Below are 14,143 nucleotides of genomic sequence, written 5' to 3'. Positions count from 1 at the left end.
ATCATGCGTGCGGGGGCGATACCGCCGCCGCCGCGGCGCCGCGCGTGCCCTTGCGCGCAGGCATCCGGCGGGCAGCAGCGCCCGGGTCATCGACGGGGGGGGCTTCGGTATTCCCCCGGAGCCGTCAGGCTGCGGGCGTGAGCGCCCCGCGGAAGAACGCCGCGAGCTCGTCCGTCGCCGTGAGCGGCAGCACGTGCGCGACGTACTGGTCGGGCCGCACGACCACGACGGCGCCGTCGCGCGAGATGCCGCGCGCGTCGAAGATGTCGTCGTCGGGGAGCGTCGCGTAGACGTTCTCGAGGTTCATGAGCTCGAACGGTCCGACGATCGGCTTGAACGCATCCGGCACGTCATTGAGGTCGATGTCGTGGTGGCCCTGCTGGTAGATCGCCCGCACATCGAAGAGCGCGCTCGTGTCGCGGCCCGCGGGTGTGTGCACGGCGATGGGCGACTGCGGGTCGTTCGCGAGCCACTCGGCCCACTCGGCCAGCGCCGAGCCCTGCCCGGGGGCGGCGCTGTCGGCGAAGGCGTAGATGCGCCAGCGGCCGTCGGCCTGGTGGAAGTGGCCGATGTGCACCGGGTTGGTGTCGCACACCTTCACACCCCGCGCCGACTTGAAGCGCTTGCCGATCGGGAAACCGGTCGCGAGCTGCTGGTGCTCGGGGGTGCCGACGATCATCGACGGCTCGTACTGCGTCATGAAGCCGGCCGGGAACTCCGCCGTGCGCGTGTAGAACTCGGCGACCTCCTGCGGGCTGCCGAGCTCGCTCACGGGCTTCGCCATGAGCGTCGACCACTCCTTGTCGAAGTCGATGAGCGCCTGCGCGACCACCTGCCGCTCGAGCGAGTAGGTGTCGAGCAGCGACTCGGGGGCGCGGCCGTCGAGCACGTGGCCGAGCTTCCAGCCGATGTTGAAGCCGTCCTGCATCGACACGTTCATGCCCTGGCCCGCCTTCGCGCTGTGCGTGTGGCACGCGTCGCCAGCGATGAAGACGCGCGGCGTGCGGGTGCCCCGCTCGTCGGCGAGCACGTCGTCGAAGCGGTCGGTGAGCCGGTGGCCCACCTCGTAGACGCTGCTCCACGCCACGTTCCGCACGTCGAGCGTGTACGGCGCGATGATCGCGTTCGCCTTGGCGATGATCTGCTCGACCGTCGTCTTGCGCACCGCGCCGCGGTCGTCCTCGGGCACCTCGCCGAGGTCGACGTACATGCGGAAGAGGTAGCCGCCCTCCCGGGGGATGAGCAGGATGTTGCCGCCCGATGCCGACTGGATCGCGCACTTCGTGCGGATGTCGGGGAAGTCGGTCACGGCGAGCACGTCCATGACGCCCCACGCGTGGTTCGCCGACTGTCCGGCGAGCGTGCAGCCGATCGCCGAGCGCACCGCGCTGCGCGCGCCGTCCGCGCCGACGACGTACTTGGCGCGGATGATCCGCTCCTCGTCCTTCGCGTCCCCCGCGGTGTGCGCGAGGGTCACGACCACGGGGAACTCGCCCTCGTCGGTCACCTCGAGGGTCTTGAACTCGTAGCCGTAGTCGGGCACGACCCGGCCTGGGGCGAACCGCGCCGCCTCGGCGAAGTAGTCGAGCACGCGCGCCTGGTTGACGATGAGGTGCGGGAACTCGCTGATGCCCGCAGGGTCGTCGTCGGGCGTCGCGCCGCGGACGATGCGCGACGGGTCCTCGGGATCGGGGCCCCAGAAGGCCATCTCGGTGATGCGGTACGCCTCCGCCGTGATGTGCTCGGCGAAGCCGAACGCCTGGAAGGTCTCGACGCTGCGCGCCTGGATGCCGTCGGCCTGCCCGATCGCGAGCCGCTCGGGTCGGCGCTCGATGATGCGCACGTTGACGTCGGGGAACTGCGCGAGCTGCGCGGCGGTGATCATGCCGGCAGGCCCCGTCCCGACGATGAGCACGTCGACCTCGTCGGGAAGCGTAGTCGGCCGGTCGAGGCCGATGCCTGCGGCGGGCTGCATGCGCGGGTCGGTGGACACGTATCCGTGGTGGTGGAACTGCACGGCAGCTGCCTCACTTCTCTGTGGGACGTCGGACGACATCGTCTCGCAGTGTTCTATAAATGAACACCGGCTTCAACTACTGAGTACGAGCATACGATGCGGCTCGGATGCGGACAAGCACGGGTATGCGCGCACGCCTCAGGCACTGGGCTCGGCCACAGGCGGATGCGTCAGGCTCATCGCGTCTGGAAGGAGACGCCCATGCAGTGCCCGAACGACGCAGCGACCCTGGTGATGAGCGAGCGGAGCGGCATCGAGATCGACTACTGCCCCGAGTGTCGAGGCATCTGGCTCGACCGCGGTGAGCTCGACAAGATCATCGAGCGCGCCGAGCAGCAGCAGCCGGACTACGGCCAGCAGCCCTCCGCCGGACAGCAGCAGCCCTACGGCCAGGGCCACGGCCAGCAGCAGGGCCATGGGCAGCAGTCCTACGGCCACCAGCAGCCGTATGGTCAGCAGCCTGGCGGCCAGCAGCCGTACGGCCAGCAGCCCGGCCAGCAGCCCGGCCAGCAGTCCGGCTCGAGCGACACCGTCGGCAAGCTCGCCGACAAGGCCCTCCGCATGGTGCAGGAGCGCTCCAACGGGCAGCGGGGCCGCTACGACCAGCAGCAGCGGCGCAGCCGCGGCGGCTGGCTCGGCGACATCCTCGGCTGATCGCGGGAGGCGCTCAGCCCAGCAGGCCGAGCGCCCGCACCTGCATCCGCTCGTCGTCGAGCTCGGCGACGGATGCGCGCAGCTGCGCCTCCACGTCGGGGTCGAGCTCGAGGCCCTCGACGATCGTCCAGTCGCCGTCAGCGGTCGTGACCGGGAACGACGACACGAGCCCCTCGGGCACGCCGTACTCGCCGCGCGAGATGACCGACATCGAGGTCCAGTCGCCCTCGGCCGTGCCGCGCGCCCAGTCGCGCACGTGGTCGATCGTGGCCGCCGCCGCGGAGGCGGCCGACGAGGCGCCGCGCGCCTCGATGATCGCCGCGCCGCGGTTGGCGACGGTCGGCACGAACTCGTGCTTCACCCACTCGCGCTCGACGAGGTCGACCGCCGGCTGCCCGCCGATGGTCGCGTGCGTGATGTCGGGCACCTGCGTCGCCGAGTGGTTGCCCCACACGATCATCCGCCGCACGTCGGCGACCGGCGCGCCGGTCTTCGCGGCGAGCTGCGCGATCGCGCGGTTGTGGTCGAGCCGGGTGAGCGCCGAGAAGCGCTCGCGGGGGATGTCGGGTGCGGCCGCCGCGGCGATGAGCGCGTTCGTGTTGGCCGGGTTCCCCGTCACGGTGATGCGGATGCGGTCGCTCGCGCCTTCTTGGATCGCGCGGCCCTGCGCGGCGAAGATCGCCCCGTTCGCGGCGAGCAGGTCGGACCGCTCCATGCCCTTCGCGCGCGGCCGCGCGCCCACGAGCAGGGCGTGGTCGGCGCCCTCGAAGGCGACCGACGCATCCGCCGTCGTGTCGACCGACGCGAGCAGCGGGAAGGCGGCGTCCTGCAGCTCCATGACGACGCCCTCGAGCGCCGCCATGGCCTGGGGCACCTCGAGGATGCGCAGCCGCACGGGCTGGTCGGTGCCGAGCATGTCACCGGCGGCGATGCGGAACAGGAGCTGGTAGCCGATCTGGCCGGCGCCGCCGGTGACGGCGATCGTGAGGGGAGCGGTCATGCGACCATCGTGCACCTCCCAGCCCAGGCACGGCCAGTGCGGCCGCCGACAGCAGCGCGCGCTACAACCAGCGCCGCCGCTTGAAGACGAGGTACAGCACCCCCGCGAACGCGAGCATGAGCACGATCGCGAACGGGTAGCCGAGCAGCCAGTGCAGCTCGGGCATGTGCGTGAAGTTCATGCCGTAGATGCCGGCGATGAGCGTCGGAGCGAAGAGGATCGCCGCCCACGACGTGACCTTCTTCGTCTGGTCGTTCTGCTCGATCTGGTGCTCGGTCATCGAGCGCAGCTCGTCGTTCTGCCGCTCGGCGACGCGGGCGGAGGCGAGCTGCAGCATGCTCGCGAGCAGGTCGCGGTCGCCGCTCAGCCGGGTCGCCGTGCGCCGGGCGTGGTCGTCGACGTCGCGGAGGTGGCGCCGGAGCTCGAGCTGGTCGTCGCCGACGCGCGTGGCCACCCGCGAGACGACGTCGCTCATCGGGTCCGCGGCACGCTGCAGCGTCAGCACCCGGCGCATCGCGCGGTAGATCTCGACGGTGGGCGGGTGCTCCTCGCCGAAGAAGATGTCCTCGACGCCCTCGATCTGCCCGTGCACCGCCATCGCCAGACGCTCGTGCGCGTCGGCGATGTCGTCCAGGATCGCGTAGAGCACCGTGCGCGGCGCGAGCTCGAGCGGCGCGATGCCGCGCTCGAAGCGCTCGCGCACGCGGGTGGGGGCGTCGTCGCCGTGCCACGAGACCGTGACGATGCACCGCTCGCTCAGGATCGCGTGCACCTCGCGGCCGACGAGCTCGTCGTCGTCGCCGTCACCCCGCGCCTCGACCCGGTGCACGACGCAGTACTCGGTGTCGCCGTAGGGCTCGAGCTTCGGCCGCTGCCCGCGCGAGATGACGTCCTCGACCAGCAGGTGGTGGAGGTCGAGCTCATCGGCGACCTGCCGCAGCTCCGCCTCCGTCGGGTCGACGAGGTCGACCCACGCGAACCCACCCCGCTCCGCGGCGGTCTCGAACACCCGGTCGAACGGCACGGGATCGGCCACGCGGGCGCCGTCCGCCCAGACGGATGCGTCGGCGATGGGCATGGGAGCACTGTACGTCGAGCAGGCGGTCGGGAATGCGGCGCCGTGCCGAGGGTGTTCGCCGTCAGGGGAGCGGATCGCCCCGACGCGTAGACTCGGGAGATGGCCGGTCGCGGTCGACAAGTGCTGGGGAGACGGAAATGGGCAGGACGCTCGCAGAGAAGGTGTGGGACGACCACGTCGTCGTCAAGGGTGCCGACGGTACACCCGACCTCATCTACATCGACCTCCACCTCGTCCACGAGGTGACGAGCCCGCAGGCCTTCGACGGCCTCCGCCAGGCGGGCCGCGGCCTCCGGCGCACCGACCTCACGGTGGCGACCGAGGACCACAACACGCCGACGCTCGAGATCGACAAGCCCATCCAGGACCCGACGAGCCGCAAGCAGATCGAGACGCTGCGCCACAACGCGGCGGAGTTCGGCGTGCGCATCCACTCGCTCGGCGACAAGGAGCAGGGCATCGTGCACCTCGTCGGCCCGCAGCTCGGGCTCACGCTCCCCGGCGTCACGGTGGTGTGCGGCGACTCGCACACGTCGACGCACGGCGCGTTCGGCGCGATGGCGTTCGGCATCGGCACGAGCGAGGTCGAGCACGTCATGGCGACGCAGACGCTCCCGCTCAAGCCCTTCAAGACGATGGCGATCAACGTCGAGGGCACGTTGCGCCCCGGCGTCACGGCGAAGGACATCATCCTCGCGGTGATCGCGAAGATCGGCACCGGTGGCGGCGCCGGCTACGTCTTCGAGTACCGCGGCAGCGCCATCCGCGCCCTCTCGATCGAGGGCCGGATGACGATCTGCAACATGTCGATCGAGGCGGGCGCGCGCGCCGGCATGGTCGCGCCCGACGAGACGACCTTCGCCTACGTCAAGGACAAGCCGCACGCGCCGAAGGGCGCCGACTGGGATGCCGCGCTCGAGTATTGGCGCACGCTCCCGACCGACGACGACGCGGTCTTCGACAACGAGATCACGATCGACGCCGACCTGCTCGAGCCCTTCGTCACCTGGGGCACGAACCCCGGCCAGGGCGCGTCGCTCTCGGGCGTGGTGCCCGACCCGGCCTCGTTCGACGACCCCAACGACCGCGCCGCCGCCGAGCGCGCGCTCGAGTACATGGACCTCGCTCCCGGTACGAAGCTCAAGGAGATCCCGGTCGACACCGTCTTCATCGGCTCGTGCACGAACTCGCGCATGGAGGACCTCACGGCCGCCGCCGACATCATCCGCGGCCAGAAGAAGGCGGATGGCGTGCGCGTCATGGTCGTGCCGGGCTCGGCTCGGGTGCGGCTCGAGGCCGAGGCCGCCGGGCTCGACAAGGTCTTCAAGGACTTCGGCGCCGAGTGGCGCTTCGCCGGCTGCTCGATGTGCCTGGGCATGAACCCCGACCAGCTCGCCCCCGGTGAGCGCTGCGCGTCGACCTCGAACCGCAACTTCGAGGGCCGCCAGGGCAAGGGAGGCCGCACGCACCTCGTGTCGCCGCTCGTCGCAGCGGCGACCGCGATCCGCGGCACGCTGTCGAGCCCCTGGGACTTGCAGGCGCAGAGCTCGACGGCGCAGGACACGCAGCACGGCCAGCAGACCGAGGAGGCCTGACATGGACAAGATCCGCACGCTGACCGGGCCGATCATCCCGCTCGAGCGATCGAACGTCGACACCGACCAGATCATCCCCGCGGTGTTCCTCAAGCGCGTCACGAAGACGGGCTACGACGACGCCCTCTTCCACTCGTGGCGCCAGGACCCCACGTTCGTGCTCAACCAGGAGCCCTACCGCCACGGCGGCGTGCTCGTCGTCGGCCACGACTTCGGCACCGGCTCGAGCCGCGAGCACGCCGTCTGGGCGCTGCGCGACTTCGGCATCACCGCCGTGCTCGGCCCGCGCTTCGGCGAGATCTTCCGCGGCAACGCGGGCAAGCAGGGGCTGCTCGTCGGGCAGATCTCCGAGAGCGCCATGGAGGCGCTCTGGGCGGTCGCGAAGGCGAACCCGGGCGAGCCCGTGACCGTCGACCTCGAGGCGCGCACCGCGACCGCGGGTGGCGTCACGCACGACTTCCAGATCGATGACTACACTCGCTGGCGCCTGCTCGAGGGCCTCGACGACATCGCCCTGACCCTCCGAGATGAGGACGCGATCACCGCGTTCGAAGCCAACCGACCGGCGTGGATGCCCACGACGCAGCCCGTCAGGGAAGGAACAGCGTGAACCTGACCGAGTTCTCGAAGAATGCCGGCGCAGCCGTCGGCATGAACGTCGACCGCATCACCGTGCGCGGCGGCAAGCCGCTCAACGGCCGCATCCAGATGAAGGGCGCCAAGAACCTCGTCACGAAGGCGATGGTCGCGGCGCTCCTGGGCGAGACGCCGAGCGAGCTGCGCAGCGTCCCGGAGATCAGCGACGTGCGCGTCGTGCAGGGCCTGCTCGAGCTCCACGGTGTCACCGTCGTGCGCGACGGCGACACGCTCACGCTCGACCCTGCGAACGTCCGCACGGCGCACGAGACGTCGATCAACGCGCACGCCGGCTCGAGCCGCATCCCGATCCTGTTCTGCGGGCCGCTGCTGCACCAGCTTGGCGAGGCGTTCATCCCCGACCTCGGCGGCTGCCACATCGGCGACCGCCCGATCGACTTCCACCTCGAGGTGCTGCGCAACTTCGGCGCCGTCGTCGAGAAGCTGCCGAGCGGCATCCGCATGTCGGCTCCGAACGGCCTGCACGGCGCGAAGATCGAGCTGCCCTACCCGTCGGTCGGCGCGACCGAGCAGGTGCTGCTGGGCGCCGTGCGCGCGAAGGGCCGCACCGAGCTCAAGAACGCCGCGGTCGAGCCCGAGATCATGGACCTCATCGCGATCCTCCAGAAGATGGGCGCCGAGATCCAGGTCGACACCGACCGCACGATCCGCGTCGAGGGCGTCGACCGCCTGTACGGCTACAGCCACACGGCGCTCTTCGACCGCAACGAGGCAGCCTCGTGGGCGTGCGCAGCGCTCGCGACCGGCGGCGACATCTTCCTCGAGGGCGCCCGCCAGCCCGAGATGACGACGTTCCTGAACGTCTACCGCAAGGCCGGTGGCCGCTTCGACATCCAGGACGACGGCATCCGCTTCTGGCACCCGGGCGGCGACCTCAAGCCGGTCGTAGTCGAGACGGATGTGCACCCCGGATTCATGACCGACTGGCAGCAGCCGCTCGTGGTCGCGCTCGCGAAGGCGAACGGCATCTCGATCGTGCACGAGACGGTCTACGAGCAGCGCTTCGGCTTCACGGAGGCGCTCGTCGAGATGGGTGCGCGCATCCAGATCCACACCGACTGCCTCGGCAGCCACGCGTGCCGCTTCGGCGCGCGCAACTACCAGCACTCGGCCGTCATCGCGGGGCCCGTGCAGCTGCACGGCGCCGACGTCGTGGTGCCCGACCTGCGTGGCGGCTTCAGCCACCTCGTGGCCGCGCTCACCGCAGAGGGCACGAGCCGCATCTCGAACGTCGGGATCATCGCCCGCGGCTACGAGCGCTTCATCGAGAAGCTCGAGACGTTGGGCGCCGACTTCGACGTGGAGGGCTGATGGCGCTGCCCGGCAAGCCGCCGAGCGCGGAGCGGGTGCCGGTCTACCGCGGCCTCGCCGCGCTCGTGCTGCCTGCCGTCGCGGGCATGGCGAAGCTCGAGATCCGGGGGCATGAGCACGTGCCGGCGAAGGGCGCCTTCGTGCTCTCGCCGAACCACTACAGCGAGATCGACCCGATCATCATGGCCGTGGCGATCTACAAGTCGGGCCGCATCCCGCGGTTCATGGCCAAGGCGAGCCTGTTCAAGATCCCCGTGGTCGGACGCATCCTCGCGGCCGCCGGGCAGATCCCCGTCGAGCGCGCGGGTCGCGCAGCGCAGGGGGCGCCGATGGAGGCCGCGCGGCAGGTCGTGCGCGACGAGCTCGGCGTGATCATCTACCCCGAGGGCTCGCTGACGCGCGATCCGGGGCTGTGGCCGATGCGGGGCAAGACCGGCGCCGTGCGCATGGCGCTCGAGGCCGGCGTGCCGCTCATCCCGGCGGCGCACTGGGGCACGCAGCACCTGATGCCGCGCTACGGGAAGACGATCCATCCCTTCCCCCGGAAGCGCATCGAGATCCTCTTCGGCCCGCCGATCGACCTGAGCGACTTCGCCGGGCGCACCGACCAGGCCGCGATGAACGAGGCGACCGACCGGCTCATGGCCGCGATCGCCGCCCTGCTCGGCGAGCTGCGCGGCGAGGTCCCGCCGCCCGAGCGGTGGAACCCGTCGGCAGCCGGCCAGTCGGAGATCGGACGCTTCGAGGACGGCGACGACGGGCTGCCGCGTGGCTGACGTCGCGGTGCTGGGTGCCGGCAGCTGGGGCACCACCTTCGCGAAGACCCTCGCCGACGGCGGCGCCGACACGGTGCTGTGGGCGCGCAGGCCGGAGGCCGCGCGCGAGATCGACGAGTCGCGCCGCAACACCCGCTACCTGCCCGGCATCACGCTGCCGGCGTCGCTGCACGCGACGAGCGACATCCGCGCCGCGCTCGAGGGCGCATCCCAGGTCTACCTCGCCGTGCCGAGCCAGCAGCTGCGCCAGCTGCTGCGCGAGCACGGCGACGCGATCGAGGCCGGCGCACCGGTCGTGAGCCTCATGAAGGGCGTCGAGGCGGGCACGCGGCTGCGCATGAGCGAGGTCATCGCCCAGGAGCTGCGGATCGATCCCGAGCGCATCGCGGTCGTCTCCGGCCCGAACCTCGCGCTCGAGATCGCGCAGGAGCAGCCGACCGCCGCGGTCGTCTCGTCGACGAGCCCGACGACGGCCCGCGACGTCGCGAAGCGCGCGCGCAACGACTACTTCCACTCCTTCATCAACACCGACGTGATCGGCACCGAGTTCGGCGGCGTGCTGAAGAACCTCGTCGCGCTCGCGATCGGCATCGTCGACGGTGTCGGATACGGCGAGAACACGAAGGCGTCGATCATCACGCGCGGGCTCGCGGAGCTCACCGACTTCGCGGTGGCGCACGGCGCCGAGCGCGAGACCCTCCGCGGCCTCGCGGGCCTCGGCGACCTCATCGCGACGTGCGGCTCGCCGCTCTCGCGCAACTTCACCGCCGGCCGGCTGCTCGGCATGGGCTACTCGCGCACCGATGTGATCGCGCGCATGGAGCAGGTGGCCGAGGGGCTCGCATCCGTCGACCCGGTCGCCGAGCTCGCCGCAGCTCGCGGGGTGCGGATGCCGATCCTCGAGCAGGTGCGCCTCGTGCTCGACGGCGCCATGGACCCGCGCGACATCGCGCCGCACCTGACGACCGACGACGAGCCGATCGAGGAGTAGGACCGTGCACGACACCCAGCCTGGAGCCGCGCAGCGGATCCGCGTCGCCCTGCTGTTCGGCGGGCGCTCGAGCGAGCACTCGATCTCGTGCGCGACCGCCGGCAGCGTGCTGCGGCACCTCGACCGCGAGCGCTTCGAGCCCATCGTCGTCGGCATCACGCCCGAGGGCGCGTGGACGCTCTGGGATGGCGACCCCGCCGACCTCACGCTCGAGGCGATGGCCGTCGTGGCCGACAACGGCTCGCGCGTGCGGCTGCCGCAGGTGGCGGGGGAGCGCGAGCTCACCGTGCAGGACGAGGCGGGCGAGCGCACGCTCACCGTCGACGTCGTGTTCCCGATCCTGCACGGGCCGTTCGGCGAGGACGGCACCCTGCAGGGCGCCCTCGAGCTCGCAGGCCTGCCCTACGTCGGCAACGGCGTGCTGGCGAGCGCCGTCGGCATGGACAAGCACTACACGAAGACGGTGCTCGAGCACGCGGGCATCCGCGTCGCCCCGTGGATGACGGTCTCGCGCGGCGACTGGCAGCGCTACCCGGACGCGGTGCGCGCCAGGCTCGGCGACTTCCCGATGCCGGTGTTCGTGAAGCCGGCGCGCGCCGGCTCGTCGGTCGGCGTGAGCCGCGTCGACTCCGTGCTCGACTTCGACCGCGCGATGGCCATCGCGCTCGCGGAGGACTCGCGCGCGCTCGTCGAGGCGGGCGTGAGCGGCCGCGAGGTCGAGCTCGGCGTGCTCTCGGGCCGCGCGGGCGAGCTGCCGCGCGCATCGGTCCCGGGCGAGATCGAGCTCGACGAGGGCCGCTTCTACGACTTCGACCTCAAGTACCGCGGCGGCGACGGCGCCCGCATCGTGTGCCCCGCTCCCTTCGACGACGAGACGCTCGCCGCGCTGCAGGCGACCGCGGTGCGCGCGTTCGAGGCCATCGAGGGCGCGGGCCTCGCTCGTGTGGACTTCTTCGTCTCGCCCGAGCACGGCATCGTTGTGAACGAGATCAACACGATGCCGGGCTTCACGTCGATCTCGATGTTCCCGGTGCTGTGGGAGGCGACGGGCATCGCCTACGCCGACCTCATCACCGAGCTGATCGAGCTGGGGCTGCAGGAGGACCGGTAGCGCCGTGCTGCTGACGGTCGGCCACGGCAGGCTCGACGGCGACGCGCTCCGGGCGCTGCTGACGGATGCCGGGGTCGAGCTCGTCGTCGACATCCGGCGGTTCCCCGGCAGCCGGTCGAACCCCGCGGCATCGCGAGACGCGATCGAAGCGGAGCTGGGCGCCGGCGGCATCCGCTGGCGCTGGGAGGAGCGACTCGGCGGCCGCCGCAGGCTGAGCGCCGCCGACGACGCGGTCTCGCCCGACGGCTGGTGGCGCGTCGACGCGTTCCGTGCCTACGCCGCGTGGACGCGGTCGGCTGACTTCGTCGACGGGCTCACGTCGGTGCTCGACGACGCATCCCGCGTGCGCACGGCGGTGATGTGCTCGGAGGCGGTGTGGTGGCGCTGCCATCGCCGCGTCGTCGCGGACGTCGCGACGCTCGTGCGCGGCGTCGAGGTGCAGCACCTCATGCACGACGGCGCGCTGCGCCCGCATCCGCTGAGCGAGGCGGCGACCGTCGTCGACGGCGCCGTGCGATGGCCTGCGGACGCTAGCGCGGCTCCTCCGCCGGCGTGACCTCGGTCGCCGCCGCGCGGGCCGTCTCGTCCGCCGCACGGGCGGTGCTGCGGACGCGCGTGAGCGCCACGCCGCTCAGGCACACGAGCCCGCCGAGCAGCGCGAGCGGCGGCGGCACCTCGCCGAGCAGCACCCAGGCCATGCCGGTCGCGAGCACGGGCACGAGGTAGGTGGTGATCGCGAGGCGGCCGGCGGGCATTCGCTTGAGCGCGTAGGCCCACGCGAGGAACGCGATCGCGGTCGGCACGACCCCGAGGTACACGACGCCGATCGTCGACGCGGCCGGCGCTGCCGCGAGCTGCGCGACGAGCGCGCCACCCCACGGCAGGCTGCCGACGACGCCGATCGCGACGCCGATGAGCGTGATCTGCAGGCCCGGCAGGGCGGCGAGCAGCGGCTTCTGCAGCAGCACCGCGATGGCGTAGGTGACCGCCGCGATGAGCGCGAGCACGACGCCGAGCAGGCTGAGCGAGCCGGTCGCGGTCGCCGCGCCGATGATCGCGATGCCGCCGAAGGCGACGATCGCGCCGATGATGAGCCAGCGCGGGAACCCCTCGCCGAGCAGCGTCCCGGCGACGAGCGCCACGATGAGCGGCGCGACGTTGACGAGCAGCGCCGCGGTGCCCGGGTCGAGCAGGTGCTCGGCGGCGTTGAGGGCGAGGTTGTAGACGAGGAACCAGAGGATGCCGAAGATGCCGAGCAGCAGCCACTGCCGACCGCTCGGGCGCACCCACGCCCCGTGCACCGCCTGCGCGATGCCCAGCACGATCACCGCGACGGCGAGCCGGCCGAGCGTCAGCGCACCGGGGTCGAAGTCGTCGGCGACGGCGCGGATGACGACGAAGGCCGAGGCCCACGCCGCGAGCGCGATGGCGATCGCGACGACGACGGATGCTCGGGCGCGGAGCGGTGCTGCGGTCACCTCGTGAGCCTACGGTCGGCAGGTGACGGCCACGAGCGCCGTGGCCGCCGGTGTTCGGCAAGATCCCGCCAAGCGCGGCGGGCGCTGCGAGCAAGCGGCGGCCGCTGTCATCGAGCGGTCGCGGGCGCGACCAGCCAGTCGTGGACGTCGCCGCCCAGCCACGTGCGCAGCATCCCGTTGAAGCGGTCGACGTCCTCGACGTTCCAGACGTGGTGCATGCCGGGTGCGATGCGCGTCGCCGCCTGTGGCACGCTGCGCCGGAGGGCGGCGAGCGACCGGCGGATCACCTGCGGCTCGCGCTCGCCGGCGACCAGCAGCATCCGCCCCGGGTAGTCGGCGAGCCCCTCGGGGACGCCGCCGGCGTAGACCTCGGCGAGCATCGCCGCGGCGGTCTCGCGCCGGATCGAGACGCCGTGCTCGACGTAGGGCTCGTGCGAGTCGGCCGGCAGGCCGAAGGCGACCGCCTGCGCCTTCCAGAACCAGCGCCGGTGCCAGAGGGCGAGCTGCAGCGCGGAGGTCGCGCGCGCGGCGCCGCCGACCCGCAGCGCAGCGACGCCGCTCGCGAGCACCGACGTGACGAGGTCAGGGTGGCGGGCCGCGAGGTGCAGGGCGACGACACCGCCGAGCGAGAGGCCGACGACGTCGACGCTGCGGTCGCCGGCGAGGTCGCGGATGCGGTCGGCCAGGTCGTCGGCAGCGCCCGCGAGGCCGGGCCAGTCGTCCGCGTTCCGCGCGCCGAAGCCGGGCAGGTGCGGTGTGAGCGCGAGCCGGTCGCCGAGGGCGGCGAGCTGCGGCTCCCACATCCAGTTGGCCACGTTGCCGCCGTGCAGCAGCACGACCGGGCGTTGCTCGGCGCCGGTCGCGTCGCGGGGCGGGTGCACCTCGGGGAAGGCGGTCATCGCAGCTGCTCCTCGAGCGCGTCGAGCCACACGAGCTCCGTCCGCACGTGGCGGATGCCGTGGTCGAGCGTCGCGAGCCGTAGGCGCTGCCCCCGATCTTCGGCGGGCGGCGTCGAGGCGCGGATGCCCTCGTAGACGGCGAGCTGCTCGAGGGCCGCCGCTCGGCGCCGCTCGACGAGCGCGACGACGTCTGCGTCGTCGAGCGCGTCCGCCACGAAGAGCCGCGCGAGGAAGGCCTCGCGCTCGGGCTGCCGGTCGAGGTCGGAGCGCAGCCACGCGACGAGCGCGGCACGGCCGGCGTCGGTGAGGTGGTGCTCCTGGCGGTCGGGCGCGTTCGTGCCGGGCACCACGGTGACGCTCGCGAAGCCCTGCTCGACGAGCGCGGCGAGCGTGCGGTAGATCTGCGCCTTGTCGGCCGACCAGAGGTGCGTGACGGTCGAGTCGAAGTGGCGCTTGAGGTCTGCGCCGGTCATCGGCGCGATCGCGAGCAGGCCGAGGATGATGCGGGAGAGGATCACGGTGCTAGTCGACCATGCGACTAGTCGACATGTCAACTACCGTCTTCAGGTGGGCGGT

The 14,143-nt window shown here is 72.0% G+C and carries 14 protein-coding genes; 8 read left to right on the top strand and 6 right to left on the bottom strand.

Features of this window, described 5'->3' with window-relative positions; translation table 11 throughout:
- Positions 1 to 124: 124 nt before the first annotated feature.
- Positions 125 to 2,017, bottom strand: coding sequence for an FAD-binding monooxygenase (locus EDD26_RS00440; protein WP_123695918.1), 1,893 nt, complete (start codon positions 2,015 to 2,017; stop codon positions 125 to 127).
- A gap of 201 nt (positions 2,018 to 2,218) precedes the next feature.
- Here EDD26_RS00440 and EDD26_RS00435 point away from each other — a divergent pair, with 201 nt between their 5' ends.
- Positions 2,219 to 2,671, top strand: a complete 453-nt coding sequence (locus EDD26_RS00435; protein ID WP_123695917.1) for a TFIIB-type zinc ribbon-containing protein — start codon at positions 2,219 to 2,221, stop codon at positions 2,669 to 2,671.
- A gap of 13 nt (positions 2,672 to 2,684) precedes the next feature.
- Here the strand turns inward: EDD26_RS00435 and EDD26_RS00430 are convergent, their stop codons facing one another.
- Both EDD26_RS00430 and EDD26_RS00425 read right to left on the bottom strand, forming a co-directional pair.
- On the bottom strand, positions 2,685 to 3,671 hold the full coding sequence (locus EDD26_RS00430; RefSeq protein ID WP_123695916.1) for a malate dehydrogenase: 987 nt from the start codon (positions 3,669 to 3,671) through the stop codon (positions 2,685 to 2,687).
- Between the two features lie 61 nt (positions 3,672 to 3,732).
- Positions 3,733 to 4,749, bottom strand: coding sequence for a magnesium and cobalt transport protein CorA (locus EDD26_RS00425; protein ID WP_123695915.1), 1,017 nt, complete (start codon positions 4,747 to 4,749; stop codon positions 3,733 to 3,735).
- Positions 4,750 to 4,886: 137 nt separating this feature from the next.
- Between EDD26_RS00425 and leuC the strand changes: the two genes are divergently transcribed.
- The 7 genes from leuC to EDD26_RS00390 are packed head-to-tail and all read left to right on the top strand — an operon-like array spanning position 4,887 to position 11,746.
- Positions 4,887 to 6,344 carry a 3-isopropylmalate dehydratase large subunit gene (gene leuC, locus EDD26_RS00420; protein ID WP_123695914.1) on the top strand — a complete coding sequence of 486 codons (1,458 nt, stop codon included), beginning with the start codon at positions 4,887 to 4,889 and terminating at the stop codon, positions 6,342 to 6,344.
- Between the two features lies 1 nt (position 6,345).
- Complete coding sequence (leuD, locus tag EDD26_RS00415; RefSeq protein WP_123695913.1) at positions 6,346 to 6,954, top strand: 3-isopropylmalate dehydratase small subunit; 609 nt, start codon at positions 6,346 to 6,348, stop codon at positions 6,952 to 6,954.
- Between the two features lie 41 nt (positions 6,955 to 6,995).
- Positions 6,996 to 8,312: a UDP-N-acetylglucosamine 1-carboxyvinyltransferase gene (gene murA / locus EDD26_RS00410; protein ID WP_123698353.1), complete on the top strand. Its 1,317-nt coding sequence runs from the start codon at positions 6,996 to 6,998 to the stop codon at positions 8,310 to 8,312.
- Positions 8,312 to 9,088 (top strand): lysophospholipid acyltransferase family protein, encoded by a 777-nt coding sequence (locus tag EDD26_RS00405; RefSeq protein ID WP_123695912.1) that lies wholly within the window; start codon positions 8,312 to 8,314, stop codon positions 9,086 to 9,088. The genes murA and EDD26_RS00405 overlap by 1 nt, the downstream gene beginning before the upstream one ends.
- Positions 9,081 to 10,079: an NAD(P)H-dependent glycerol-3-phosphate dehydrogenase gene (locus tag EDD26_RS00400; protein ID WP_245989678.1), complete on the top strand. Its 999-nt coding sequence runs from the start codon at positions 9,081 to 9,083 to the stop codon at positions 10,077 to 10,079. Before EDD26_RS00405 ends, EDD26_RS00400 begins: the two co-directional genes overlap by 8 nt.
- Before the next feature lie 4 nt (positions 10,080 to 10,083).
- A complete protein-coding gene (locus EDD26_RS00395) occupies positions 10,084 to 11,190 on the top strand; it encodes a D-alanine--D-alanine ligase family protein (protein WP_123695911.1) in 1,107 nt (368 codons plus the stop codon).
- Positions 11,191 to 11,194: 4 nt separating this feature from the next.
- Complete coding sequence (locus EDD26_RS00390; protein ID WP_123695910.1) at positions 11,195 to 11,746, top strand: DUF488 domain-containing protein; 552 nt, start codon at positions 11,195 to 11,197, stop codon at positions 11,744 to 11,746.
- Here EDD26_RS00390 and EDD26_RS00385 read toward each other — a convergent pair.
- The 3 genes from EDD26_RS00385 to EDD26_RS00375 form a co-directional block, all read right to left on the bottom strand.
- A complete protein-coding gene (locus tag EDD26_RS00385) occupies positions 11,721 to 12,668 on the bottom strand; it encodes a DMT family transporter (RefSeq protein WP_123695909.1) in 948 nt (315 codons plus the stop codon). The genes EDD26_RS00390 and EDD26_RS00385 overlap by 26 nt on opposite strands.
- 107 nt (positions 12,669 to 12,775) lie before the next feature.
- Entirely contained in the window at positions 12,776 to 13,567 is a 792-nt protein-coding gene (locus EDD26_RS00380; RefSeq protein WP_123695908.1) for an alpha/beta fold hydrolase, read from the bottom strand.
- Positions 13,564 to 14,085, bottom strand: coding sequence for a PadR family transcriptional regulator (locus EDD26_RS00375; RefSeq protein ID WP_123695907.1), 522 nt, complete (start codon positions 14,083 to 14,085; stop codon positions 13,564 to 13,566). Before EDD26_RS00375 ends, EDD26_RS00380 begins: the two co-directional genes overlap by 4 nt.
- Positions 14,086 to 14,143: the final 58 nt, after the last annotated feature.

This window comes from Agrococcus jenensis (genome assembly GCF_003752465.1).
GTDB classification, from domain to species: Bacteria; Actinomycetota; Actinomycetes; order Actinomycetales; family Microbacteriaceae; genus Agrococcus; species Agrococcus jenensis.
The sequence above is the reverse complement of the archived record's forward strand: the minus strand, read 5'-3'. Positions and strand labels throughout refer to the sequence as shown.

Coding starts and splice junctions, on each gene's coding strand:
- EDD26_RS00435 (WP_123695917.1), top strand. CDS start 2,219: ATGCAGTGCCCGAACGACGCAGCGACCCTGGTGATGAGCGAGCGGAGC.
- EDD26_RS00430 (WP_123695916.1), bottom strand. CDS start 3,671: ATGACCGCTCCCCTCACGATCGCCGTCACCGGCGGCGCCGGCCAGATC.
- EDD26_RS00425 (WP_123695915.1), bottom strand. CDS start 4,749: ATGCCCATCGCCGACGCATCCGTCTGGGCGGACGGCGCCCGCGTGGCC.
- leuC (WP_123695914.1), top strand. CDS start 4,887: ATGGGCAGGACGCTCGCAGAGAAGGTGTGGGACGACCACGTCGTCGTC.
- leuD (WP_123695913.1), top strand. CDS start 6,346: ATGGACAAGATCCGCACGCTGACCGGGCCGATCATCCCGCTCGAGCGA.
- murA (WP_123698353.1), top strand. CDS start 6,996: ATGAACGTCGACCGCATCACCGTGCGCGGCGGCAAGCCGCTCAACGGC.
- EDD26_RS00405 (WP_123695912.1), top strand. CDS start 8,312: ATGGCGCTGCCCGGCAAGCCGCCGAGCGCGGAGCGGGTGCCGGTCTAC.
- EDD26_RS00380 (WP_123695908.1), bottom strand. CDS start 13,567: ATGACCGCCTTCCCCGAGGTGCACCCGCCCCGCGACGCGACCGGCGCC.